The organism is Catenulispora sp. GP43, assembly GCF_041260665.1.
Taxonomy (GTDB): Bacteria; Actinomycetota; Actinomycetes; order Streptomycetales; family Catenulisporaceae; genus Catenulispora.
Map to the genome: position 1 here is coordinate 303051 of NZ_JBGCCT010000007.1, position 23389 is coordinate 326439.

The 23389-nt window shown below is 71.3% G+C and carries 22 protein-coding genes and 2 pseudogenes; 15 read left to right on the forward strand and 9 right to left on the reverse strand.

Annotated features, from left to right (window positions below):
* The 5 genes from ABH926_RS17190 (at position 1) to ABH926_RS17210 (ending at position 3861) form a co-directional block, all read left to right on the forward strand.
* Complete coding sequence (locus ABH926_RS17190; RefSeq protein ID WP_370366618.1) at positions 1 to 411, forward strand: roadblock/LC7 domain-containing protein; 411 nt, start codon at positions 1 to 3, stop codon at positions 409 to 411.
* Positions 408 to 755: a DUF742 domain-containing protein gene (locus ABH926_RS17195; protein WP_370366619.1), complete on the forward strand. Its 348-nt coding sequence runs from the start codon at positions 408 to 410 to the stop codon at positions 753 to 755. Before ABH926_RS17190 ends, ABH926_RS17195 begins: the two co-directional genes overlap by 4 nt.
* Positions 733 to 1326, forward strand: coding sequence for an ATP/GTP-binding protein (locus ABH926_RS17200; RefSeq protein WP_370366620.1), 594 nt, complete (start codon positions 733 to 735; stop codon positions 1324 to 1326). Before ABH926_RS17195 ends, ABH926_RS17200 begins: the two co-directional genes overlap by 23 nt.
* Entirely contained in the window at positions 1323 to 2546 is a 1224-nt protein-coding gene (locus ABH926_RS17205; protein ID WP_370366622.1) for a cytochrome P450, read from the forward strand. The genes ABH926_RS17200 and ABH926_RS17205 overlap by 4 nt, the downstream gene beginning before the upstream one ends.
* A gap of 76 nt (positions 2547 to 2622) precedes the next feature.
* A complete protein-coding gene (locus tag ABH926_RS17210; protein WP_370366623.1) occupies positions 2623 to 3861 on the forward strand; it encodes a cytochrome P450 in 1239 nt (412 codons plus the stop codon).
* 16 nt (positions 3862 to 3877) lie between these two features.
* Here ABH926_RS17210 and ABH926_RS17215 read toward each other — a convergent pair whose 3' ends face one another.
* Positions 3878 to 4759 carry a LysR substrate-binding domain-containing protein gene (locus ABH926_RS17215; protein ID WP_370366624.1) on the reverse strand — a complete coding sequence of 294 codons (882 nt, stop codon included), beginning with the start codon at positions 4757 to 4759 and terminating at the stop codon, positions 3878 to 3880.
* 125 nt (positions 4760 to 4884) lie between these two features.
* Here ABH926_RS17215 and ABH926_RS17220 point away from each other — a divergent pair, with 125 nt between their 5' ends.
* Complete coding sequence (locus ABH926_RS17220) at positions 4885 to 5877, forward strand: amidohydrolase family protein (protein WP_370366625.1); 993 nt, start codon at positions 4885 to 4887, stop codon at positions 5875 to 5877.
* A 52-nt stretch (positions 5878 to 5929) separates the two neighbouring features.
* On the opposite strand, the gene ABH926_RS17225 is transcribed toward ABH926_RS17220, so the two are convergent.
* On the reverse strand, positions 5930 to 7240 hold the full coding sequence (locus ABH926_RS17225) for an MFS transporter (RefSeq protein WP_370366627.1): 1311 nt from the start codon (positions 7238 to 7240) through the stop codon (positions 5930 to 5932).
* Between the two features lie 98 nt (positions 7241 to 7338).
* On the opposite strand from ABH926_RS17225, the gene ABH926_RS17230 reads away from it, so the two are divergent.
* On the forward strand, positions 7339 to 8436 hold the full coding sequence (locus tag ABH926_RS17230; RefSeq protein WP_370366628.1) for a DUF5937 family protein: 1098 nt from the start codon (positions 7339 to 7341) through the stop codon (positions 8434 to 8436).
* Between the two features lie 23 nt (positions 8437 to 8459).
* On the opposite strand, the gene ABH926_RS17235 is transcribed toward ABH926_RS17230, so the two are convergent.
* The 3 genes and pseudogenes from ABH926_RS17235 to ABH926_RS17245 all read right to left on the reverse strand — a co-directional run.
* Entirely contained in the window at positions 8460 to 8828 is a 369-nt protein-coding gene (locus ABH926_RS17235) for a winged helix-turn-helix domain-containing protein (RefSeq protein ID WP_370366630.1), read from the reverse strand.
* Entirely contained in the window at positions 8825 to 9619 is a 795-nt protein-coding gene (locus ABH926_RS17240) for a hypothetical protein (RefSeq protein WP_370366632.1), read from the reverse strand. The genes ABH926_RS17235 and ABH926_RS17240 overlap by 4 nt, the downstream gene beginning before the upstream one ends.
* A 50-nt stretch (positions 9620 to 9669) precedes the next feature.
* A pseudogene (locus ABH926_RS17245) lies at positions 9670 to 9999 on the reverse strand (response regulator transcription factor); the annotation flags it as partial.
* 625 nt (positions 10000 to 10624) lie between these two features.
* Here ABH926_RS17245 and ABH926_RS17250 point away from each other — a divergent pair.
* Positions 10625 to 12316: an FtsX-like permease family protein gene (locus ABH926_RS17250; protein ID WP_370366728.1), complete on the forward strand. Its 1692-nt coding sequence runs from the start codon at positions 10625 to 10627 to the stop codon at positions 12314 to 12316.
* 140 nt (positions 12317 to 12456) lie between these two features.
* Here the strand turns inward: ABH926_RS17250 and ABH926_RS17255 are convergent.
* Positions 12457 to 13581, reverse strand: a pseudogene (locus ABH926_RS17255) (FUSC family protein); the annotation flags it as partial.
* Positions 13582 to 13702: 121 nt separating this feature from the next.
* Here ABH926_RS17255 and ABH926_RS17260 point away from each other — a divergent pair.
* Positions 13703 to 14143 carry a MarR family winged helix-turn-helix transcriptional regulator gene (locus ABH926_RS17260; protein WP_370366634.1) on the forward strand — a complete coding sequence of 147 codons (441 nt, stop codon included), beginning with the start codon at positions 13703 to 13705 and terminating at the stop codon, positions 14141 to 14143.
* A 6-nt stretch (positions 14144 to 14149) separates the two neighbouring features.
* Positions 14150 to 14689 carry a GNAT family N-acetyltransferase gene (locus ABH926_RS17265; RefSeq protein WP_370366636.1) on the forward strand — a complete coding sequence of 180 codons (540 nt, stop codon included), beginning with the start codon at positions 14150 to 14152 and terminating at the stop codon, positions 14687 to 14689.
* 52 nt (positions 14690 to 14741) lie between these two features.
* Here ABH926_RS17265 and ABH926_RS17270 read toward each other — a convergent pair whose 3' ends face one another.
* Entirely contained in the window at positions 14742 to 15758 is a 1017-nt protein-coding gene (locus ABH926_RS17270) for an aldo/keto reductase (protein WP_370366638.1), read from the reverse strand.
* Positions 15759 to 15835: 77 nt separating this feature from the next.
* Between ABH926_RS17270 and ABH926_RS17275 the strand changes: the two genes are divergently transcribed.
* Positions 15836 to 16501 carry a TetR/AcrR family transcriptional regulator gene (locus ABH926_RS17275; protein WP_370366640.1) on the forward strand — a complete coding sequence of 222 codons (666 nt, stop codon included), beginning with the start codon at positions 15836 to 15838 and terminating at the stop codon, positions 16499 to 16501.
* A gap of 207 nt (positions 16502 to 16708) precedes the next feature.
* On the opposite strand, the gene ABH926_RS17280 is transcribed toward ABH926_RS17275, so the two are convergent.
* The gene (locus ABH926_RS17280; RefSeq protein ID WP_370366642.1) at positions 16709 to 17374 is read right to left on the reverse strand and encodes a hypothetical protein; all 666 of its coding nucleotides are present in this window, start codon (positions 17372 to 17374) and stop codon (positions 16709 to 16711) included.
* 66 nt (positions 17375 to 17440) lie between these two features.
* Between ABH926_RS17280 and ABH926_RS17285 the strand changes: the two genes are divergently transcribed.
* From ABH926_RS17285 to ABH926_RS17300, 4 genes are all read left to right on the forward strand, one after another.
* Entirely contained in the window at positions 17441 to 18349 is a 909-nt protein-coding gene (locus ABH926_RS17285) for an aminoglycoside phosphotransferase family protein (protein WP_370366643.1), read from the forward strand.
* Between the two features lie 104 nt (positions 18350 to 18453).
* On the forward strand, positions 18454 to 19869 hold the full coding sequence (locus tag ABH926_RS17290; RefSeq protein ID WP_370366644.1) for a serine hydrolase domain-containing protein: 1416 nt from the start codon (positions 18454 to 18456) through the stop codon (positions 19867 to 19869).
* 82 nt (positions 19870 to 19951) lie between these two features.
* Positions 19952 to 20464, forward strand: a complete 513-nt coding sequence (locus ABH926_RS17295) for a SigE family RNA polymerase sigma factor (protein ID WP_370366645.1) — start codon at positions 19952 to 19954, stop codon at positions 20462 to 20464.
* A complete protein-coding gene (locus tag ABH926_RS17300; RefSeq protein ID WP_370366646.1) occupies positions 20461 to 21534 on the forward strand; it encodes a hypothetical protein in 1074 nt (357 codons plus the stop codon). Before ABH926_RS17295 ends, ABH926_RS17300 begins: the two co-directional genes overlap by 4 nt.
* An 80-nt stretch (positions 21535 to 21614) precedes the next feature.
* Here ABH926_RS17300 and ABH926_RS17305 read toward each other — a convergent pair whose 3' ends face one another.
* On the reverse strand, positions 21615 to 23378 hold the full coding sequence (locus tag ABH926_RS17305) for a cellulase family glycosylhydrolase (RefSeq protein ID WP_370366729.1): 1764 nt from the start codon (positions 23376 to 23378) through the stop codon (positions 21615 to 21617).
* Between the last annotated feature and the right edge of the window lie 11 nt (positions 23379 to 23389).

Here is a 23389-nt window from a genome sequence, read left to right on the forward strand (position 1 = left end):
GTGAGCACCACCGCCCCGCCGGCTGACGCCAACAACAAGCTGACCTGGATGCTCAGCAGCCTGGACATCGAAGGGGTGCGCTATTCGGTCCTCATCTCCGGGGACGGGCTGCGCATGGCGCATTCGGACACGATCTCCCGCGACGAGGCCGACGCGTTCGCCGCGGCGGTCAGCGGGGTGCAGTCCCTGGGCAAGGCGCTGGCCACGCTGACCGGGGACGAGGACAACCGGCTGCGGCAGAACCTGATCGAGTACGACCAGGCCCTGGTCCTGGTCACCGCCGCCGGGCAGAACGCGATGCTGGGGGTGTGCGCGGAGCCCACCGCGGACGCCGGGCTGATCGTGCACCGGATGAACGATCTGGCCTCGCGCCTGGGCAACGAACTCACCAGCGAGACCCGCCGGCCATGAGCCGGCCGCGGCGCGACCCGGACCTGGTGCGCGCGTACGTCGTGACCGGCGGCGCGGTGCGCCCCAGCCGGAAGCTGGGGCTGGTGACGCTGCTGATCGCGCAGGACGTCCCGGTCCAGGGGCTGGCCCCCGAGCAGCGCCGGGTGCTGGGCGTGTGCAGCAGGCACGGCGCCCTGTCCGTCGCGGAGATCGCCGCCCACCTGGATCTGCCGCCGTCGGTGGTCACGATCCTCGCCTCGGCGCTGATGGACTCCGGACACCTCGCCGTCCCCGCTCCGACCGCCGACGTCCCAGAGATCGACGTGCTGAAAGAGGTTCTCCGTGGTCTCCGCCAACTTGTCTGAGGTCGCCTACCTGCCCGGCACCGTCACCCGGTCGGTGAAGCTGCTGGTGGCCGGCCATTTCGGGGCCGGCAAGACCACGTTCGTGGGCAGCGTCTCGGAGATCAGGCCGCTGCGCACCGAGGAGCCGATCACCGAGGCCAGCCTCGGCGTGGACGACCTGGCCGGGCTGCCGAAGAAGACCTCGACGACGGTCGCGATGGACTTCGGCCGCCGCACCTTCGGGGACGTGGCGCTGTACCTGTTCGGCACGCCGGGGCAGCACCGGTTCCTGCCGATGTGGGACGAGCTGGCCCGCGGCGCGGCCGGCGCCCTGGTGCTGGTCGACACCCGGCGCCTGGACCACTCCGACGAGATCCTCAGCGCCGTGGAGAAGCGCGGCCTGCCCTACACGGTGGCCGTGAACGAGTTCGACGGCGGGCGCCGCTATCCGGCCGAGGAGATCCGCGAGGCCCTGGACCTGGCGCCGACCACCCCCCTGACCGTCTGCGACGCCCGCGACCAGACCTCGTCCATCAAGGCCCTGATCGTGCTCGTCGAACACCTCACCAGCCGACCGGAGACGCTCGCGTGACGACCCAGACCGCCCCCCAGGGCTCCACCGCCATATCGCGCATCCCCATGTACACGCCCGAGTTCGCGGCCGACCCGCACGCCGCGTACGAGCGGATGCGCAACCTGCACGGATCGCTGGTCCCGGTCCTGCTCGACCCGGACGTGCCGGCCACGCTGGTGATCGGCTACCAGACCGCCATCCGGATCCTGCACGACCAGGAGCGCTTCCCGGCCGACCCGCGCCGCTGGCAGGAGGGGAACCTGTCCCAGACCTGCCCGGTCCGGCCGATGATGGAGTGGCGGCCCAACGCCCTGCGCAGCTCCGGCGCGGAGCACGCCCGCTACCGCAGCTCCAACGTCTACAGCCTGAACGGTGTCGACCTGCACGCCCTGCGCCGGGTGGTCCAGGACGTGGCCGGGGACCTGATCGCCGGCCTGAGCCGGGCCGGTCAGGCCGACCTGATCACCCAATACGCGTTCCCATTGGCGTTCCGCGTCCTCAACACCATGCTGGGCTGTCCGCCGGAGATCGGCGAGCGGGTGGCGATCGGGATGGCCAAGATCTTCGAGGGCATCGACGCCGAGGCCGGCAACGCCATGCTCGCCGCGGCCCTGGCCGAGCTGGTCATGATGAAGAAGGAACGCCCGGCCGACGACATCACCAGCCGGATGCTGGCGCACCAGTCCGCGCTGGAGGTCCCGGAGATGGTGCACCAGCTGGCCTGCGTCTACGGCGCCGGCATCGAGCCCCAGCAGAACCTGATCGCCAACGCCCTGCTGCTGATCCTGACCGACGAGCGGTTCTCGGGGGACGTACTCGACGGCAACCTCACCGTCCGCGACGCGCTGGACGAGGTGCTGTATCAGGACCCTCCGATGGCCAACTTCGGCATCTCCTACCCGCCCTACCCGGTGCAGATCGACGGCGTCTGGCTGCCCGCGGAACAGCCGGTGGTCATCAGCTTCTCGGCGTGCAACAACGACCCGGCCATCGCCTCGGACCAGCGCGCCGGCAACCGCGCGCACCTGGCCTGGAGCGTGGGCCCGCACGCCTGCCCGGCCCAGTCCGCCGCCTACCTGATCGCCCAGGCCGCGATCGACCAGATCCTGGACGCGCTGCCCGAGATGGAGCTGGCGGTCCCCGAGAAGGACCTGGTGTGGCGGCCCGGCCCCTTCGCCCGGGCGCTGGCCGCGCTGCCGGTCACCATCCCCGGTCCGGCGCCGATCCCTTCGCGGTGAACGCCTGACCCGCCCCGGCCGCTGTGAATCAGTAGCCTGTCGTCGCCCGTACTTGTCCGCCACGGAAGGCCCCAGCATGGACCAGCACGTCCTGACCCTTGATCCCACCGGCGCGAACCGCTACGCCGAGGACGCCCACCTCAGAGCCAACGGCCCCGCCACGCGCGTGGATCTGCTGGGCCAGCAGGCGTGGGCGATCGCCGATCCCGCCGTCCTCAAGACGCTCCTGGTCGACCCCCGGGTGTCCAAGGACGCGGCGCGGCACTGGCCGAAGTTCCCCGACGAGATCGTCGGCAAGTGGCCGCTGGCCCTGTGGGTCGGCGTGAGCAACATGTTCACCGCCTACGGCGCCGACCACCGCCGGCTGCGCCGCCTGGTCAGCCCGGCCTTCGCCGCCCGCCGGATGGCGGCGCTGGCCCCGGCCGTCGAGGAGATGACCGCGGCGCTGCTCGACGACCTGGCGGCCACCCCGCCCGGGCAGAGCGCCGACCTGCGCGAGCGCTTCGCCGTCCCGCTGCCGATCCAGGTCATCGGCTCCCTGATGGGCCTGCCCGAGGAGGCCCGGCAGGCCTTCCGCAGCTGCGTGGACGCCGTCTTCGACACCACCTTGTCCGCCGAGGAGGCCACGGAGAACGCCACCAAGGTGTACGGGATCCTGGCCGGTCTGGTCGCCGACAAGCGGCAGAACCCGGGCGACGACATGACCTCGGTCCTGATCGCCGCCCGCGACGACCAGGACGAGGAAGGCGACGGCTCGGCCCTGACCGAGCAGGAACTGCTCGACACCCTCCTGCTGGTCGTCTCCGCGGGGTATGAGACCACTGTCAACCTGATCGACCAGGGCATCACCACCCTGCTGGCGCATCCCGCCGAGCGCGCCAAGGTCGACGCCGGCACCGCGCAGTGGCGCGACGTCGTCGAGGAGACGCTGCGCTTCGAGGCGCCGGTCGCGCACCTGCCGCTGCGCTACGCCGTGGAGGACATCGAGCTGCCCGGCGGCGTGACGATCCGGCAGGGCGAGGCGATCCTGGCCTCCTACGCCGCGGTCGGCCGCCACCCGGACCTGCACGGCCAGAGCGCGGACGTCTTCGACGTCACCCGCGCCGGCCAGGACCACCTGTCCTTCGGCTACGGCGTGCACTTCTGCCTGGGCTCGCAGCTGGCCCGGATGGAGGCGGAGACCGCGCTGCGCATGCTCTTCGAACGGTTCCCGGACCTGGCACTGGCGCCGGACACCACGTTGCGGCCGCTGGGGTCGTTGATCTCCAACGGGCACGACGCGCTGCCGGTCGTGCTCCAGCCGTCGGCTGAGTAGGGCTCGCCCTCCGCGGCTATGTAGCACTGCGCAAGAACGCCGCGACGGCCGGATCGGTCTCGGTCACCCGGTAGAGGAGATGGAACTCCACTGCCAGGCCCGGTCCGGCCAGCGGCCGGTAGACCACGTCCGGCACCGCCGCCCGATGCACGCCCGCCGGCACCACGGCGATGCCGGCGCCCGCGGCGACCAGCGCGAGGACGGTCAGCGTGCTGTCGGCGCGGTGGCGGGCCCGCGACGGCGGCGGAGCCAGGCCCGCGCGGCGCAGCGCGTCCGGGACCTGATCGTCCGGGTCCGTGCCGACCGCGTACTCGATCAGCTCCTCGCCGGCGATCTGCTTGGCCGTCAGCTTCTCGTGGCCGGCCAACCGATGCCCGGCCGGCAGTGCGACCACGAACGTCGCCGAACTGACCGGCACCGACGCCAGCCGGGGCTCGTCGCGCGGCGCGGGCAGCGCGCTGTAGCCGACGTCGAGCTCGTTGGCGAGGATCGCCGCACGCTGCCGCAGCGGCGTGGTCTCCCGCAGCTCGATCCGCACCAGCGGCCGGGCCCGGTGGAACCCGCGGATCCGGTCGGCCAGCATCCCGCCGAGCACCGCGGCGCCCGCCACGCCGATGCGTACGCCGCCCGAGCGTCCCTCCAGTGCCAGCCGCGTCGTGGCCTGGGCCCGCTCGGCCTGCGCCAGCACCTGCCGGGCCTCGGCCAGGAACACCTCCCCGGCTGCCGTGAGCGTGGTCAGCCGCGCGCCCCGGTCGAACAGCGGGCCGCCGAGCTCGTTCTCCAGGTCCCGGATCTGCATGCTCAGCGTGGGCTGCACGACGTGCAGCCGGCGCGCGGCGCGGCTGAACCCGCCCTCCTCGGCCACGGCGATGAAGTACTTCAGGTGTCGGAGTTCCACGCGGCACGTCCCATCAAGAGAACTGATGGCTGCATCATAAACAAGTGTTTGAACTTATCGCTGGTCGGGACCATCGTGGACGGCGACATCGAATCGAGCAGACCGAGAAGGCAGGGGTGACAGCGATGCGCATCGTCACGCTCGAAGAACACTGGTCCGACCCGGCGATCGCCGCGGCGACGGCGCCGGCCATGAACGCACTCGTCCCCGCCAACGCGGAGCTGTTCACCCCCGGCAATCCCTACACCGAGCGGCTTCAGCTGTTGCGGGACATCGGCGCCGCCCGGATCGCCGACATGGACCGCAACGGCATCACCACGCAGGTGCTCTCCTGCCTGAACATGTTCCTGCCCGCCGACGTGGCCCCCGCCCTGACCCGGACCGCCAACGACGCCGCGGCGCGGGCGGTCCGGGAGCACCCCGGCCGGTTCGCGGCGTTCGCGACGCTGCCCACGGCCGTCCCGGACGCGGCGGCCGACGAACTGCGGCGGTGTGTCAGCGAGCTGGGATTCGTGGGGACGATGATCATGGGTCGCACCGACGGCGAGTTCCTCGACGAGCCCCGGTTCGATCCCATCCTGCGCGCCGCCGACGCCCTGAACGTGCCGATCTACCTGCACCCCGCCCCGCCGCCGCTGGCCGTAGGCGAGGCCGACTACGGCCGCGGCCTCTCGCCGGTGGTGTCCTCGCAGTTCCGCCTGGCCGCGTGGGGCTGGCACCAGGAGACGGCCGTGCACTTCCTGCACCTGGTCCTGGCCGGCGTCCTCGACCGCTACCCGGGACTGCGGTTCGTCCTCGGGCACTGGGGCGAGTTCATCCCGTTCTACCTCGACCGGCTCGACGAGGCCATGCCCCGGCACCTGACCGGGCTGGACCGGACGTTCGCCGAGTACATGCGCGACAACGTCTTCATCACGCCGAGCGGCATGTTCAACCAGGCGCAGCTGCGGTACTGCGTCGAGACGGTCGGTGTGGACCGGATCATCGACGCGGTCGACTTCCCGATGCTCGGCAACGAGGGCGCGGTGGCGTTCCTGGCCGATTCGTACCTGTCGGAGCAGGACCAGGCGAAGATCGCGCACGGCAACGCCGACAAGCTGCTCGGCTTGTCGGGTTAGGGCTGGTGCAGGCCGAACTCGCCGCCTGGCAGAGCCGTACCGATTGACCTCCTCACTCCTGTTCCTCGTCCGACAACCGCCGTACCGACCACGCCGCGAGCAGCGTCGCCCCGGTCAGCGGCAGCCACAGCGCGGCCGAGCCGTGCGCGGCCAGGACCGTGATGACGGTCGGGGAGACGGCCAGCCCCACGCCGTTGGACAGCTGGAAGCGGGCCAGCGCGCGGCCCAGGACCGGAGCCGGGGCGATCGCCATCAGCAGCGGGCCGACGGCCCCGGCGTACATGATCTCGCCGATGGTGCAGAGCACTGATACGGCGGCGACCGCGGGGGCGGCCAGGCCGTGGCCGAGGCCGGACGCGAGCAGGAAACCCAGATAGGACACCGAGATCACCGCCCCGGCCGCGGCCAGCGCGACACTGCGCGGCCAGCGTCCCAGCCACACCGTCACCGGGACCTGGAGGGCGACCACGAGCGCGGTGTTGGTGACGAAGATCCCGGCGGCCCAGGCGGGGGAGGCGTGCAGCATCCGCACCACGATCAGCGGCAGCGCGATCTCCGGGACGTTGAGACAGAACACGTATATGACGTTGGCGGCCACCAGCCTGAGCATCGCCGGGGCGGGCGCGGCGCGGACGCCGGATCCCTTGACCGCCGCCGCCCGCGCCCGGATGTGGACCGTCCAGGCCAGCAGCGCCGAGACCAGGAAACTGGCCCCGGTGGCCGCGGCCAGCCACCGCATCGCGGTCGGCCCGCCGGCCAGGCAGGCGGTGGCGGCCAGCGCCCCCAGCCCCATGCCGCCGTTGCGGACCGAGCGGGCGGCGGCCGCCGCCGCGTCGCGCTCGCGGCCGGTCGCGATGGTGGCGATGAGCGCGGAGTGCGCGGTGGGCATGCTCTGGTTGCCGATCCCCAGGAACAGCGCGGCGGCGGTGAACCAGACGACGCTGCCCGCCGGGGCCGCCAGCAGCACCAGCGTGCCGAGCACCCGGACCAGCATCGAGGCGGCCACCACCGTGCTGCGCGCGCCGCGATCGAGCCACCGGCCGGTGAACGGGGCGGCGCAGAGCCCTGCGATGATGCCGACGGTCATGGCGGTACCGGAGACCGGGGCGGACAGGCGCAGGACGTCGATGCCGTAGAGCAGCAGGAAGGGGCGCAGCATGCCGTTGCCGAAGGAGTCGACGAGCAGCGCGACGGCGTAGCGGGGGCCGCCGGTGGCGCGCAGCAGTGCCCGCGCGCTGACGCGGGGGCGGGCAGCCTGCCCAATGGGTTCCTGGACTGCTTTGTCGGCGGGTGCCCGGACTGCTTCGTCGGCGGGTGCCCGGACGGTGTCCTGCGGCGCTCGCGGGGGCGCGCTCATGGTCATGGGTCAACGGTGGACAGCGCACGGCGGCCCGTCACGTGGATTGACGAAAGGCGTCAACCGGCGTGCCGCCCAGCGGCCCCACCAGCGACAATGGCCGGGTGGCCTTGCGCATCGACATCACCGGCCTGCCGCCCGAGCGGCTGCGGTTCGCCGTCTCGCCGCTGGCCGAACTGGCCGCGATGCTGCACGCGCTGGCGGGCACGGCGCATCACCCGCGCTTCGCGGCGTGGGCGGCCGGGGTGCGCGGGGCGCTGCGTCCGGAGCTGGCGGAGCGGTTGCAGGAGGCCGAGTTCCTGTGGCGCTCCTCGCGCGCGGACTTCCTGCTGCCGGCCCGGCCGAAGGGGAGCCTGAAGCAGGAGCTGGACGACGTCGACATGATCGACGACGAGCGGTATGTGCTCTCGGCCCTGGTCACCACCTGCGGCAGCAACCGCGTCCACTTCGGCGACGCCTCGCCGCTGACCGACGCCGGCGCGCGCGAGCGGGCCCTGGAGCAGGCCCAGGCGCGCGGGGCGGTGCAGGAGGCGTTCGCGGAGCGGCTGCTGGCCGATCCCGCGGTGGTGCGCCGCAGGGTGCGCGCGACGTTGGAGCAGTGCGGCGAGGCCTTCTTCGAGGCCGCGTGGGCCGACGTGGTCCCGCGCCTCGCGGCGGACGTGCAGGTCAAGACCAGCCTGCGGGAGCGCGAGGGGATCGGCCCGGCCCTGGCGTCGGTGTCGGCCGCGGTGGCACTCGCCGCCCGCGGCGACGGCCCCGAGTCGATCGTCGTGGACAAGCTCCAGGACAACGCGACCAGCGCCGGAACCGACGGCGTGACGCTCATCCCCACCGTCTTCGGCAGCCCGCACCTGGTCGCGGTCCACGCCCGCGGCTGGCGTCCGGTGATGCAGTACCCGGTCGCCGAACCGGGCGCCGCGGAGCCCGCGGTGTCGATGGACGTCATCGAACGGCGGCTGCAGGCGCTGGCGCACCCGGTACGGCTACGGCTGGCGCGAACACTGGCCCGGAGCCCGCACACCACGGGGGAGTTGGCCGGCGCCTGGGAGCTGACGGCGCCGGAGGTCTCGCGGCACCTGGCGGTGATGCGGAAGGCGGGGCTGCTCGTGGCCGAGCGCAGGGGGCGGTACGTGTACTACTCGCTGGACGCGTCCGCACTGACGGCGCTCGGTACGGATCTGTTGTCGGCGATGCTGCGGTAGGCGCTTCGCGGCCGAGCCCGGGTTCACGCGCCGGGGCCCTCCACCTGGCTGATGAGGCGTTTGAGCTGTGCGATCTCCGCGGCCAGCGCGGCGCGGCCGGCGTCGGTCAGCGTGATCCAGGTGCGCGGGCGCCGGCCCTCGTAGCCCTTCTCGACGCCGACGAGGTCGGCCTTCTCCAGGACGGTCAGGTGCTGGCTGAGGTTGCCCGCAGTGAGGTCCAGGGTGGTGCGCAGGAAGCCGAACTCGGCGCGGCGGGCCTGGTGCGCGACGGTGAGGATGCCGAGGCGGACGCGTTGGTGGACGACGTCGTCGAGGCCGGTGGCGGGGTGCGGGGGGTCGGTCGGGGACGTATCGGTCTGCGCGGCGTCGGCTGGCGCGGGCTGGTCGGTCACGGCGCCGTCGGCTCAACGGGCTCAACGGGCTCAACCTGTTCGGACCGGCCGACCCCGGAGGCGCGCGTCGTCTCAGGCCGCTGCGCCACCGCGAACCCGAGCGCACCGAGCAGCAGGAACGTCGTCGGCACCGCGAGCCCCGGCAACGCCGACCACGGCGACGTCACACCGAGCCCTCCACCGTCGACGGTGATCGGCACCACCTCGATCGCCAGATACACGACCGTGAACCCTAGCAGCGCCCGGTTCCGCTCGATCCACGACAGCACGAGCAGCGGCACCCCGACCGACACCCCACGCCCGGTGAGCCGCCCCAGAACACCGTCCACCCCACCGGAGGCCTGGAAGTGCAGCCCGAAGAAGTCCACCGACGCACCGGGCCCGGTCACCCCGCCGGTCCAGAACCGGGTCGGCGCCACCACCAGGACGATGACGAGCCCGGCGACGACATACGGCCGCACGACACTCCCCACACCTCGCCGCCGCGCACGCAGCACGTAGAAGAACCCTGTCGCGGCGTAGACGAGCACGAGCCCCACCGTCCAGTACACCGGCGACCCCTGCGTGACGTGCACGCACTGAACGCGAGCGTTGACCACCGCCGGACACCGGAAGATCTGTGCGCTGAACGTGAGCCGATCGACGACGATCCCACCCGCCAGCAGAAGACCAAGCAGGAGCAGGGGAAACCAGGTGCCGCGCTGCGCGGTGCGGACGCGGCGGGTCAGGGCACTGAGTCCGGCGAGGACTTCGCCGGGGTTGGGCGGCGAGGGGACTGAGGCTTCTGTCATGGAGTCAGCTTTGCATTACAAACTAGTCATGACAAGAGAGGAGTTTGTGATCATCGCCAGGCTGCGCTTTGCCCGCTCACCCCGACCAGCCCGTTCTCGTAGGCGATGATCACCAGCTGCACCCGATCCCGGGCATCCAGCTTCACCAGCAGCCGCGTCACGTAGGACTTGACCGTCGAGCCGCTGATTCCCATCGCCTCGGCGATCTCAGTGTTCGTCAGGCCGCGGGCGATGAGGGTCAGCGTCTCGAGTTCGCGGCCGGTGATCCCCAGGTGCCGGGCCTGGTCGGCCGGGGGCTGGCCGGCGCGGGTGCGGTGGGCGGTGAAGTGCTCGATCAGGCGGCGGGTGACCTTGGGGGCGATGAGGGCGTCGCCCGCGGCGGCCGTCAAGCGCCGCAGGCTCCAGACCTTCGTCCTGGCCGTGGTGGTCCTGCTGTCCACCGGAATGGCCGTCGTCACCCTCGGACTGCTCGCCGCCGTATCAGGCCCCTTCGACAAGGTCTACGCCGCGGCGCACGGCGCGCACATCGTCGCCGAATACGCCGACTCCAAGGCGAGCACGGCCCAGATCGCCCAGACAGCTCACGCCCCCGGCGTGGTCGGCTCGGCCGGACCGTATCCGGTCGCGTTCCTCCATCAGCCCACTGAGACCGGCACCCCATCGATCGGGCTGTCCGGGACGTTCACCCTCGTCGGCCGCGACCGCCCGGACACGGCGGTCGACACGCTGAACCTGGCCTCCGGACACTGGCCCACCGGCCTCGGCGAGATCGTCCTCAACCTCCCGCGGGGGAACGACCGCGGCACCGTGAAGCTGATCGACATCGACCACCACGTCGTCACCGCGGACGGCGTCGACCTGAAGGTCGTCGGCTACGCCAGGTCCGTCAGCGACTCCGCCGACGGCTGGGTCACCCCGGCGCAGGCCCAGGCGCTGGGCGCCCCCCAGACGCAGATGATGTACCGGTTCCGGCAGGCGGGATCGGATGCCTCCCTGCGGGCCGACATGGCGGCCGTCACCGCCGTCGTGCCGTCCGGATCGCTGATCGGGACGAGCTCCTACCTCACCATCAAGGCCCACCTGGCCACCGGTCCCGACACCTACGTACCGTTCCCGACCGCCTTCAGTGTCCTCGGTCTGGCCGTATCCGTCGTGATCGTCGGGACCGTCGTCAGCGGCGCCGTGGTCGCCGGCTACCGGCACATCGGGATTCTCAAAGCCCCGGGATTCACGTCGGGCCAGGTGACGTATGTCTACATCCTGATGGTCATGGTGTCGGCTGCCATCGGGTGTGTGCTCGGCACCGTCATCGGCTCGGCGTTCGGGTCCTCGATGGTCAGCCAGGCCTTCTACGGCATCTCCGGCAGCGACGTGCTCAGGGGGAGCGAAGCCCTTCCGGCGTGGGTGTGTCCGGCCGTGCTGCTCGGCATGCCGGCCCTGGTCGCGCTGTCCGCCCTCCTCCCCGCGACGAAGGCCCGGCGCCTGCCGGCCGCCGCGGTGATCAGCGCCGGCTCGGTACCGCAGACCGGACGCGGGTTGAGGATCCAGCGCGCGCTCGGCGGCTCGCGCCTGCCGCGTTCGGTGAGTCTGGGCCTGGGCTGGCCGTTCTCGCGGCCGGGGCGCACCGCGCTGACGCTGACGACCGTCGTGCTCGGCGTGACGACCGTGACGTTGGCGGTCGGCCTGGCGGCGACCGTCGTGAAGTACGACCGGACGACCACCGGCCAGGACAAGATCCAGGTGACGGTCACCGTGGACAACCCGGCCGCGCCGTGGCATCCGGTCGCCCCGGTGCACACCGACAGCGAGCTGTTCAGCTTGTTGCGGGCCCTGCCCGGGACCGCCCACGTCGCAGCCGACGCGCCGTTCCACACGCACTTGGCAGGCAGCACCGACGTCGTGGCCATGGACGTGGAGACCGGGGACACCGCGGCGCTGCACCCCGATCTGGTACGAGGACGCTGGATCGCGGGCCCCGGCGAGGTCGTCGTCGGGTCGGAGTTCTGGCACCAGCACCGACTGGCCCTGGGCCAGACCATCGTCCTGGGCTCCGGTGAAGGTCAGGTCTCTGAGAAGGTCGTCGGCGAGGAGTCCGGCGGCTGGGACGTCACGAGCACCGACTGGAACCGCTTCGTGGGCCTGCGTTCCACCCGCCGTGCCATGACCTTCTCCATAGGCCTGGCCAAAGGAACCGACCCGCACGCCTACGCCGCGATGGCCGCCGGCATCGACCCCGGTGTGCAGCCGGCGCTGAACGACGGCATCGACACCACCGAGAAGGTGATGATCAGGGTGATCTCGACGCTGACCGGCATGCTGATCGCGGTCTCGGCGCTGGGGGTGTTCAACGCGGTCGTCATGACCACCCGCGAGCGGCGCAAGGATGTCGGGGTCCTGAAATCGATCGGGATGACGCCGCGCCAGGTGATCGCGCTGGTGGTGACCGCGATGGCCGCGCTGGGCCTGCTCGGCGGCCTGATCGGGCTGCCCGCCGGGATGCTCGGGCACCGGATCGTGGTCCCGGCCACCGGTCACGGCTCGGGCCGCGACCTGCCCGCCTCGCTGCTGCACGGGTGGGCGTGGCCGACGGTGGTCGCGCTGGCGCTTTCCGGGGCGGCGATCGCCGCGGTCGGCGCGTTCCTGCCGTCCGTTCGCGCTTCGCGTTCGTCCGCCGCGGAGGTGTTGCGCACGGAATAGAGCCCGGACCCCGCATAGAGCCCGGATTCGGCATAGAGCCCGAACTCCGCGAGCGCCCTGACCGGCTCGACGCAGCTGTGCACGACGTCGATGGCGTCGGCCCGGGCTGCGCGGCCGGTCAGCATCCGTTGAGCACGCAGCGGTTTGGCGATCTGCTCCAACTGCGCGACGGCGTACTGGAAGCGGGCCTGGCGGCGGCGGATCTCGGCCCGGTCGTCGATCGGGGCGTCGAGGCAGGCGGTGAGGGCCGCGAGCGCTTCGGCCATGCGCCGTCGCAGGACGTCCGCGGTCCGGACCGGCAGCACGAACCAGGATGCTGCGATACCTGGCACCGCGCCGACCACGATCGCCTCCAGCCGGGTGGTCAGCAGCGATGTCGCGTTCTGCCCGAAGTAGCCGTAGAGCAAAGACAGGGCCGCGGTGACGCTCCCGGCCCAGAACGCGTAGCTGATCTCCCGCAGCCAGCTCGCCACGCCCAGCACGGCGAAGATGATGACGACCGACCAGCGGTCCGCCGGCGGGAAGGTGCCGGCGATCGCCGTCGCGACGACGGTTCCGGCGGTGGCGCCCGCGGTCCGCAGCACGCCCTTGTGCAGGACGTCGCCCCGGCCGCGTGCGCCGCTGCCCACGATGTAGGCGGTGAGCACGGCCCACGGCCAGTGGTCGTGGAAGGCCAGGTGGCCGACGGCGAAGGCGGTACCGAGGGCGACGGCCGTCTGGCAGGCCATGCGGGTGCCGGCCGGTATGCGCTTGGCGCCGGATGGGGCGATGAGGGGCCGTGGTGCCGGCGGATGCCTGCGTTGCTCGCGCATGCCCAACGCGGCGGCGCCCAGCTGGTACACCGCCACCCAGAACGCCGCGACCAGCGCGATGAGCGCGCACCACAGGTCGTCGGCGGCGGTGTGCGGGGGACCGCCCTGGCCTTGCGTGACCAGCAGTGTGATGAACGGCAGGGCCCCGACCGTCCCGGCCTTGGTGGCGCGCGGCCCGAAGCGCCGGATCCAGATCGCGGCGGCCATCGCGGCGGTGAAGGCGGCACCGCCGAGGAAGGGGTGCAGCTGGAGCAGAGAGCTGACTTCCGAAGCGGTCGCCGCCGATGCGGCCAGGACCGCCGCGCCGATCAGGCGGTCCCGGGGATCGGCGCCGCGCTGGACGCGGGCCAGCGTCATCGTCATCGCCACCGCGGTGATGACGATGTCCAGGTGCAGGTGCGCGCGGTGCTCGATCCAGATCGCCGAGCCGTACGCCGATAGGACCGCCGCCATCAAGACGGCCGCGGCGCGCAATTTAGTACTCAATGTGTACTACCCTGAAGAGTGGAATGCAGTACATGCTTGCGATTCAATCGCTCAGTGTCTTCGCAATAGTAAGTGATAGCGTAGTAATATGACAACCGCCCCGGACCAGCCGGACCTGCTTGAGGCCGCCACGGCGATCCGTCAGGGCACGCAGCGCCTGGCTCGCCGCGTCCGCACCGTCCGTTCCGCCGGCGCGCTGAGCACCAACAAGATCAGTGTGCTCAGTCACCTGGCACGACTCGGGCCGTCCACGCCCGGCGAGGTGGCGGCCCTGGACCGGCAGCAGCCGCAGTCGCTGACCCGGGTGTTCGCCGACCTGGAGCGGGACGGCCTGGTGGTCCGGTCCGCCGACGCCGGGGACCGCCGGCAGTCGATCATCGCCATCACCGACACCGGCCTGCGGGAGTTGCAGCGCGACGTCGCCGAACGCGACGCCTGGCTGGCCGGGGCGCTGGTCGGGCTGAGCGAGACCGAGCGTCAGGTGCTGGTGTTGGCCGCGGCGTTGATGGAGCAGATCGCGGACGGCTGAGGCAGGATGGTGCGGGTGAGCGAACCGAAGATCCGCGAAGCGACGATCGGTGACGTCCCCCGGATCGTGCACCTGATCGAATCGGCCTACCGCGGCGACTCCAGCCGCGCCGGCTGGACGACCGAGGCGGACCTGCTCGACGGCCGGCGCACCGACGAGGCCGACGTCACGGCCGCGGTGGCCGACGAGGACAGCCGGATGATCCTCGCCGAGGACGGCGCCGACCTGATCGCCTGCTGCCTGGTCCGGCACCGCGGCACGCACGCCTACTTCGGCATGTTCGCCGTCAGCCCGGCCGCGCAGGGCGGCGGCCTGGGCAAGCGGCTGCTGGCCGCGGCCGAGCGGCTGGCGCACGACGAGCTCGGCCTGGCCACCATGGAGATGACGGTCATCCGGCAGCGCGCCGACCTGATCGCCTGGTACGTCCGGCGCGGCTACACGCAGACCGGCCGGATGCAGCCGTTCCCCTACGGCGACATCCGGTTCGGCGAGCCTCGTCGGGACGATCTGGAATTCGAAGTGCTCGTCAAGGATTTGGCGGGCTGAGCGAGATCTGACGCGCTGAGGTCGAACCTGGGGGAGGACGGCGCGCCGCCGCCTACCGCCGCGGCTCGAAGCGCTCCACGCTCGGACCGTAGGTGAACTCCCGGGTCATCGCGATGAAGTCCTGAGGGAACCCGAGCTCGAAGGACGCGGCCTCGTCCAGCTTGGCCAGTGCTTCGGCCGGCAGTTCCACCTCGAGCGCGGCCACGGTGTCCGTCAGCTGCTCGATGGTGCGGGCGCCGATGATTGGGTGGATCCAACGGTGCCGCGCGCGGGTCCAGGCCACGGCGGCTTGCGAGGAGGAGACGCCGAGGTCGTCGGCGACGGTGTCCAGCACGGCGGCGACGCGCAGGTCGCGTTCGGAGAGCTTCTCGCGGGAGGTGCGCGAGCCCGCGGCCGCGCCCTCGCGGGTGAACTTGCCGGTGAGCACGCCCCGGGCCAGCGGCGCCCAGGCCGCGACCGACAGGCGCAGGGCCTCGGCCATCGGGAGCAGTTCGCGCTCGATGCCGCGCTCCAGCAGGCTGTAGTTGAGCTGCAGGCCCGCGAAGGGGGTCCAGCCGCGCAGCTCGGCCATGGTGTGGGCGCGGGCGGCGACCCAGGCCGGGGCGTCGGACAGGCCGATGTAGAGGACCTTGCCGGCGCGGACGAGGTCGTCCAGGGCCCGCATGGTCTCCTCCAGCGGCGTGTTCGGGTCCCAGATGTGGACCCAGAGCAGGTCGATGTAGTCGGTGTCCAGGCGGCGCAGGCTGTCCTCGACCGAGCGCCGCAGGTTCTTGCGGTGGTTGCCCGAGGCGTTGGGGTCGGCGCCGTCCATGGTCAGGGTGTACTTCGTGGCCAGCACGAAGCGCTCGCGGTCCGGCCCGAGCAGTTCCCCGACGATGCGCTCGCTGGAGCCGTCGGTGTAGCGGTTCGCGGTGTCTATGACGTTGCCGCCGGCCTCGGCGTAGGCGGTGAAGATCTTCCGGCAGTCCTCGACGGAGACGCCCCAGCCCCAGTCCTCGCCGAACCCCATGGTGCCGAGGAAGGCCTCTGATACCCGCAGGCCGGTGTTCCCGAAGGTCGTGTATCGCATGGCACGAGCATACATACTGTCTAGACACATCGTCTAGACAGTATGTCCAGGCGCCGTGTCTCGCTACCATGGCCGCCATGGCACAGGAGGAGGCGATCCCGGCACGCCGGGCAGCAGCAAGTCGGGCGGCCCGCGACGACCGGGAGGTGCGCGAGGCCATCCTCACCGCGACGCGCCGCCTACTGGACGAGCGCCGCTTCGACGAGCTCAGCGTGGCCGACATCCTGGCCGCCGCGGGCGTGGCGCGGGGGAGCTTCTACTTCTACTTCGCCGGCAAGCACCAGGTGCTCGCCGAGCTGACCCGGCGCGCCGTGGCCCGCGGCCAGACCGCCGCCGAACCCTGGCTGGCCGCCACCGACGACCCGCGCGAGACCATCCGGCACGGCATCAGCGAGGGCGCGAAGCTGTGGCGCGCCGAGGCCCCGGTGCTGCGGGCGGTGGTCGAGAACTGGCGCAGCGATCCGGAGCTCGGCGAGCTGTGGCTGAGTCTCATGGCCGGCTTCACCGGCGCGACCGCCGAGCGGATCGCTGCGGATCAGGGTGCTGGTGCTGGTGCTGGTGCCGGTGCCGACACCTCTGCCGGCGTCGACACCGAACACCTGGCCGCCGCTCTGACGTGGCTGGGCGAGCGTCTGTACTACCTCGCGGCGATCGGGGTCGAGCCGTTCGCCGACGAGGAGGCACTGGTGGACGTACTCACCCACATCTGGATGAGCGTTCTGCACCCGACCGGTCATCGTTAACCTTCCATCGGGGGTGGTGGGGATGTTCTATAGCGCCTGGACCAACCCCGAGATCGGCATCATCGCCCCGGCGGCGGCCGGGTGCTGCCGAGCGCCTACGGTAAGAACGACGAGAGCCGCCCCGTGAGCGTGCCGCCGTTCCGGGGGGCTGCGGCCGCTCAGCGACGACGACCAGGTTGTCGACGGGTCCTGATCGGCTGGCATCGTCTAGCGGGGAGTCGCGTCGCGCCTTTCCTCGGCCAGGTCCATCGCCAGCTGGATGGTCTCGGTCTCGATCCGGAAGACCGGGGCGCATCCGCGGCTCTGCAAACCGTTCATCTGCTCGGTCCGGTGTTCGGAGGTGTCCTCTTGGGGGAGAAACGGCCCTTCCACTGCCAAGCTCTCCCCGTCTTGCCTGATGCCGCAGTAGTAGACGAAATCGGTGCGGCCGTCCGTGCGCCGGGCCGCGAGGCCGGTGCGTTCGTCCTCGTCGGTGAGCCTGGCCAGGGCGTCCGGGTCGCCGTCGGCGGCAGCGAGCCGGCGCAGCGCGGCGTTGGCCTCAGTGTGGTCATCGAGGTCTGATTCGCAGTCCAGGGCCCGCTCGTACAGCTGTTGTGCGCCGCGCAGGTCACCGAGGAAGACCATGACCTCGGCCAGGGTGAGCGCGTCGAGATAGCGCTGTTCCGGAGCGGCGCGGTCGAGCGCCCGGTGGAACGTCGCCCTGGTGCCGGCCACGTCGTCGTGGACCGACTGCCAGATCCCGTAGTTCAGGAACGCCTCGCGGGCGTAGCGGTCGTCGTCGGAGTCCATCAGTACCCGGAATGCCGCGCCGGCTTGCTCCCACAGCTCGTCGTCGGGGGTGTCCGCCCGCCGAAACGACATCTGGGCAGTCATCGCGCATCAGTGCGCAGCGCCGAAATCCCCTTGCGAAGGCCCCCGCGCTCCGATCAGGATCGCGCCATGACAACCTCCGCACCCGACGGGCGCGCCGGCATCGATGCGGCTTTGGTCAAGCGCCTGCTCACGGCGCAGTTCCCACAGTGGGCGCAGCTGCCGGTGACGCCGGTGGAGGTCGACGGCTGGGACAACCGCACCTACCGGCTGGGCACCGACATGACCGTGCGCCTGCCGACCGCCGCCGGGTACGTCGCCGGCGTCGCGAAGGAGAACGAGTGGCTGCCGCGGCTCGCCCCGCAGCTGCCGCTGCCGATCCCCGAGGTGATGGGGGTCGGGGAGCCGGGGGAGGGCTACCCGCATCCGTGGTCAGTCCGGGGCTGGCTGCCGGGAACCACCCTCGACATCGGGGAACTGGCTGATCCGGAGCGCTTCGCCACCGATCTGGCCGCGTTCCTGCACGCGCTTCAGGCTGCTGACACCACCGGCGGCCCGATCGGCGGGGAGCACAGCTTCTACCGGGGCACCTCGCCGGCGTACTACGACGCCGAGACCCGCAGCTGCCTGGCCGAGCTGGAAGGCCGCATCGACACCCGCCGCGCCGCAGAGGTCTGGGAAGCGGCGCTGAAGGCCGAGTGGGACGGCGATCCGGTCTGGTTCCACGGCGACATCGCCACCGGCAACCTGCTCATCGACGGCGGACGGCTGGCCGCCGTGATCGACTTCGGCACCAGCGGCGTCGGCGACCCGGCCTGCGACCTGGCCATCACCTGGGTGACGCTGACCGGCTCGGTCCGGGAGACGTTCCGCGCCGCGGTCGCACAGGATCCGGCCACCTGGGCCCGCGGCCGGGGCTGGGCGCTGTGGAAGGCGATGCTCCAGCTCAGCGGCCGGTCGCACACCGACCCCGCGCTGGCCCCGGAGTTCGAACGGGTCATCGGCGACATCCTCGACGACCACGACCGGCACGGCTGAGCCGCTTGCGCACATTTTCCGGATTCCGGTAGGGAAGGTCCAGGACTGGACACACACAGTCCCGGACCGCATGTCATTCCCGTAGACCACAGACCGGAGTCGCGATGACCGCCCTGCCCCGCTCAACGCCCACGTCGCAGGCCACTGACGCGCACGGCATCGTCGCCTTCCTCGACGCCGTCGACGGCGTGGCCGGCATCGAGCCGCACAGCGTCATGCTGCTGCGCCACGGCCACGTCATCGCAGAGGGCTGGTGGTCGCCCTACAGCGCGCCGGGGCTGCACCAGCTCTACTCGCTGAGTAAGATCTTCACCTCCACCGCCGCCGGACTGGCCCGCGCTGAGAAGCTCCTGGACTTCGATGCCACGGTCCTGTCCTACTTCCCGGAGCTGGACGCCGAGGTCACCGACCCGGCCAGCCGGTCGATCCTGGTCCGGCACATCGCGACCATGTCGGCCGGGCACACCACCGAACAGTGGAACCGGGCCCTGGCCATAGACCACACCGAGCCGGCGCGGGGCTTCCTGCTCGACCCGCCGGACGGCACCCCCGGCGTCACCTTCGCCTACAGCCAGTCGACCACGTACGTGCTCGGCGCGATCATCCAGCGAGTCACCGGATGCACGCTGACGGAGTACCTGCGCCCCCGGCTGTTCGAACCGCTGGGCATCGACGGGATCGATGAGATGTTCTGGCTGCAACACCCGCCCGGCCGCGACATCGGCTTCGCCGGCCTGCACGCCACCACCGAGGCCGTGGCGCGGCTCGGCCAGTTGTATCTGCAAGGCGGTGTCTGGGAGGGGCGGCAGCTGCTGGCGCCGGAGTGGGTCGCCGAAGCCACCGTGACGCAGGTGGCCAACGGTAACTGGGGCGGCCCGGAATCGGATTGGGCGCAGGGCTACGGCTACCAGTTCTGGATGTCCCGGCACGGCTACCGCGGCGACGGCGCGTACGGACAGCTGTGCGTCGTCCTGCCCGAACACGACGCGGTGCTCGCCATGACCGGCGAAGCCGAGGACATGCAAGCCGTCCTCGACGCGGCGTGGACACACCTCCTGCCCGCCTTCGACCGCGAGGCCTCACCGGCGGCCGACGAAGCGCTGGCGCACCGCCTGACCGACCTTCAGCTCCCGTTCCCCGCCGGCGACGAGGCCCCCGAGGCCGAGTTCACCGCCGGCACATCAGTGCTCCGCAAGCTGGAACGCATCAGCCTCACGCCCCACACCCTGACTCTGCGCGAAGAAGACGGCACCACCACACTGCCCCTCACTCTCGGCTCCTGGCCCCCGCCGACCGGCCACCTGACGGCGCGCGCCGCCCGCACCGGCGCCGACACGGTGACGGTGCACCTGCAGTTCACGCAGACCCCGCACAAGCTGCGCATCACCTGCGATCTGCGCACCGGCACCTTCGATGCCCAGTGGCGCACCGTGCCGCTGATGGCCCGGTCGGTGAGCTCGCTGGCCTCCGTCGCCGATCCCGGGCGCCGGGGGAGTGAGTGGCCGGGGCGGCGGAGCTGACGCCGGGATTTCGAACCCTTGCATTGATTCGGCGGCTGCCGGTGCTCTTTGGGGATGGAAGCACACCGCCGAGGGGGGATCGATGCGAGCGGACAAGGACGGCCACGACGCCGAGTTCCACGATTTCATGGTCGGCCGCTGGCCGTCGCTGGTCCGGTTCGCCTACGGCCTGACCGGCGACCACGGCCACGCCGAAGACCTGGCGCAGGCCGCGCTGGCCAAGGCGCTCGTGGCGTGGCCGCGGGTCCGCCGCGCGGACGATCCGGACGCCTATGTCCGCAGGATCCTGATCAACCTCAATCTCCGGCGGTTCCGCAAACGCCGCGTCGCGGAGAACCTCGGCGGCGACGTGCCGGAAGCGGCCACCGGCGACAGCACAGACCGACTCGACCAGCGCGCGACCCTGATCCCGGCCCTGATGGAGCTGCCGCCGGGTCAGCGCGCGGTGGTCATCCTGCGGTACTGGGACGGCCTGACCGAGACCCAGGCCGCCGCGATCCTGGGCTGCTCGGTCGGCAACGTGCGCAGCCAGGCATCCCGCGCGCTGGCCCGCCTCCGCACCGACCCGCGTCTGCACGATTGGAGCGCGTCATGACCGACGACGAACTGGCCTTGCGGCGGCACCTCGACGAGGAACTGAACCGGCTCCAGCCCCGCCCGGTCCCCACAGAGGCGGTCTACGGCCGCGCGCGGGCTATCCGGCACACGCGGCGCGTGTGGGCTGCCGGGGCGTTGGCGGTCGCGGCGGTGCTGGGGACGAGCCTGCCGGTCCTGGGCTCGATGGGGTTGCGGCACAGTGCCGCCGGCGGGCCCGGGGTCACGGTGAATGCGCCGCACGTTGACTCGAAGGGGCGCTACGTGTTCTCCGGGAGCGCGGCAGGCAAACGCTGGACTGTCACCGCCCCTCCCGGTGAATGCCCCTCCGGAGTGGACTCCACTGTGGTGTGCGCCGGGAGTCCTGGGCCTGATCCCGCAGACTTCTCCTTTACGGCGTCTGCTGGGTCTCCGACGGTCTACACAGTGTTCTTCGGCGCGAAGACCACCCGGGTCGACATGGCTTTCAGCGACGGTGAAGAGGTGGTGCTGCTGCCGGGGGTCCTGTCAGGTAGGCAGGTGGCCATGGTGGAGGTGCCGCCGCAGCTCGGGATCGCCCGTGTCGAAGCCTATGCGGCGGACGGGAGCCCTCTCGCGTACTCCATACCGTTCCAGGCCAACGGTATGGCCCACTTCGCCACGTGGTACCAGCCGGGCCAGACGCCGACACAGGCGGAGGCCTCCGGGACGATCACCGGCACCACCCAGTCGGGCACGTACGCGTCCGTCGAGGTCCGGATCGGACCGTTCGGGGTCTGCTACACCGTCGCGCAGCCTCCCGCAGCCGGCTCGGTGCCCACGACGAATTGCCGACGGCTGTCCGCGTCGGAGTCCGATGGTGTGCCTCCCCGTGCCTTCGAATGGGTGGCGCTCGGCGGACAGGTGGACAACCGGGTCGACCACGTCGACTTCGCGCTGAACACGGGCACGATCCATGTGAAGGCCGTGCGCATCGGCGGCTACTCCTTTGCGGTGGGCTTCACGAACTACGGCTTCGAGGCGCTTGGCCGGACCGAATACGACGCCTCCGGCCACGCCATCTCCACCGGGCAGACGTCGGCCAAGCCCTGAGGCCGGCGCACGACATCGGCCCGGATCGAGGCTCACGAAGAGCACGGTCGTCCGGGCCGATGTCGGCTCCCCCCGGCTACTCAGCTAGCCGTACACACCGGCGTCGGCGCCGGATTACTCCCGCTGTAGCTAGCCTGGAACCCGAACGACGTACTCGCCCCCGCCGCCACAGCCGCATCCGAGCTCACCGCCGTGAAGGTCTCGCCCTGCCCGCTGTGCGCCTCGGTCGCGTTCCACGCGTTCGTGACCTGCTGGCTGCCCGGCCACGTCCACCCGACCTGCCAGCTGTGCGTGGCGGCGGTGCCGGTGTTGGTCACCGTGACGGTGGCGGTGAAGCCATTGTTCCACTGGTTCGTCACCGTGTAGGCGGCGGTGCAGCCGGAGTTGCTGCCCGTGCCCTGCGTCGTCGCGGTCGCCGCGGCCGAGACCGGGGAGAGGTTGCCTGCGGCGTTGAACGCCTTGACCGTGTACGTGTAGGCGGTCGAGGGGCTCAGGCCGGTGTCGGTGAACGTCGTGCCGGCGGTCGTCCCGGCCAGTGTGCCGCCCCGGTACACGTCGTAGCCGGTGACGCCGACGTTGTCGGTCGACGCCGTCCAGGACAGCGACACCGAGGTGGACGTCGTCGATGTCGCCGCCAGGTTGGCCGGGGCCGTCGGCGGCGTGGTGTCCCCTCCGCCGCCGCCTCCGCCGGCGAAGCCCGGGGCCTTGATCGAGGTCAGATACCCGTCCTTGACGGTGTTGACCGTGCTCCAGTCGTCATCCAGGATGCCGCCGGTGTCGCCGGAGTCGGGGTTCCAGGACCAGAAGGTCCATTGGTAGGAGTCGGCGCCGTAGGTACTGGTGGGCCTCAGATACGACACCAGGGCCTTGAGCCAGACCTGGTCTGTGGTGGAGGCCAGGGTGGTGCCAAACTCGCCGACCCACACCGGTGCGGTGTTCGAGTCGAACAGGTAGCCCCAGTTCTTGTCCCAGATCCCCGGCATGTTCGAGGGGAAGGTGGGGTCGGTGAACCAGGGCTGGCTGGCCACGCTGGTGGCGTAGTCGTGCGCCGAGTACACCAGCTGGTTCGGGACGTTCAGCTGGACCGGGTAGGTCTTGGCGCCCTGCAGGTTGCCGCCCCACCAGTAGGAGCTGCCGTTGTAGGTCTGCACGCCCTCGACGAAGATCAGCAGGTGCGGGTTCGCCGCCAGCACGGCGTTGCCGGCGCGCTCGGCGGCCAGCCGCCAGTCGATCGAGACGTCCCCGCAGCCCCAGCACGCCGGGTCGTGCGGCTCGTTGTGCAGGTCGATGCCGACCACCGCCGGGTTGCCCTGGTACCGGGTGGCCAGTGCCGTCAGGTCGGTGATCCAGGTCGACTCCGGGACCGTGGAGGTGTACCACAGCGCCGACTGTCCGCTGGAGTCGGGACGGTGCCGGTCCAGGATCACCTTCAGACCGATGGAGCCGGCGTAGTCCACGATCTTGTCCATCACCTGCAGCGAGGTCAGGCCCTGCAGGTCGGTGTTCATCTGGTAGAAGTTGATGCTGTTGGGCATGGTGCCGGGCTTGAAGATGTCGTCGCTGTACGGCAGCCGGATCGTGTTGTAGCCCAGCGATTTCATCTGGTCCATCATCGACTTGTAGTCCCGGGACCACAGGCCGTGCACGACGTAGTTGCTCGTCTCGAAGCCGAACCAGTTGACGCCGGCGATGCGGACCGGCTGGTTGTTCGAGTCCAGGATTTCGCGGCCGCTGGTGTGCCAGTAGCCGGCGCCGGCAGCCGCGAACGGTTTGGCGCCCGCGCTCGCACTCGTAGCCGCGCCCACGGCCGTCGCCGGCTGCGCGAGCGCCGCGGCGATGACCATGAACAGTGCCG

What these genes read in the sequence shown, in the direction of transcription:
- ABH926_RS17270 (WP_370366638.1), bottom strand. Translation starts at nt 15,758, where the DNA reads ATGCGATACACGACCTTCGGGAACACCGGCCTGCGGGTATCAGAGGCC.
- ABH926_RS17195 (WP_370366619.1), top strand. Translation starts at nt 408, where the DNA reads ATGAGCCGGCCGCGGCGCGACCCGGACCTGGTGCGCGCGTACGTCGTG.
- ABH926_RS17220 (WP_370366625.1), top strand. Translation starts at nt 4,885, where the DNA reads ATGCGCATCGTCACGCTCGAAGAACACTGGTCCGACCCGGCGATCGCC.
- ABH926_RS17275 (WP_370366640.1), top strand. Translation starts at nt 15,836, where the DNA reads ATGGCACAGGAGGAGGCGATCCCGGCACGCCGGGCAGCAGCAAGTCGG.
- ABH926_RS17210 (WP_370366623.1), top strand. Translation starts at nt 2,623, where the DNA reads ATGGACCAGCACGTCCTGACCCTTGATCCCACCGGCGCGAACCGCTAC.
- ABH926_RS17305 (WP_370366729.1), bottom strand. Translation starts at nt 23,378, where the DNA reads ATGGTCATCGCCGCGGCGCTCGCGCAGCCGGCGACGGCCGTGGGCGCG.
- ABH926_RS17240 (WP_370366632.1), bottom strand. Translation starts at nt 9,619, where the DNA reads ATGACAGAAGCCTCAGTCCCCTCGCCGCCCAACCCCGGCGAAGTCCTC.
- ABH926_RS17295 (WP_370366645.1), top strand. Translation starts at nt 19,952, where the DNA reads ATGCGAGCGGACAAGGACGGCCACGACGCCGAGTTCCACGATTTCATG.
- ABH926_RS17285 (WP_370366643.1), top strand. Translation starts at nt 17,441, where the DNA reads ATGACAACCTCCGCACCCGACGGGCGCGCCGGCATCGATGCGGCTTTG.
- ABH926_RS17250 (WP_370366728.1), top strand. Translation starts at nt 10,625, where the DNA reads ATGGCGGCCGTCACCGCCGTCGTGCCGTCCGGATCGCTGATCGGGACG.
- ABH926_RS17265 (WP_370366636.1), top strand. Translation starts at nt 14,150, where the DNA reads ATGGTGCGGGTGAGCGAACCGAAGATCCGCGAAGCGACGATCGGTGAC.
- ABH926_RS17225 (WP_370366627.1), bottom strand. Translation starts at nt 7,240, where the DNA reads ATGACCATGAGCGCGCCCCCGCGAGCGCCGCAGGACACCGTCCGGGCA.
- ABH926_RS17260 (WP_370366634.1), top strand. Translation starts at nt 13,703, where the DNA reads ATGACAACCGCCCCGGACCAGCCGGACCTGCTTGAGGCCGCCACGGCG.
- ABH926_RS17280 (WP_370366642.1), bottom strand. Translation starts at nt 17,374, where the DNA reads ATGACTGCCCAGATGTCGTTTCGGCGGGCGGACACCCCCGACGACGAG.
- ABH926_RS17290 (WP_370366644.1), top strand. Translation starts at nt 18,454, where the DNA reads ATGACCGCCCTGCCCCGCTCAACGCCCACGTCGCAGGCCACTGACGCG.
- ABH926_RS17300 (WP_370366646.1), top strand. Translation starts at nt 20,461, where the DNA reads ATGACCGACGACGAACTGGCCTTGCGGCGGCACCTCGACGAGGAACTG.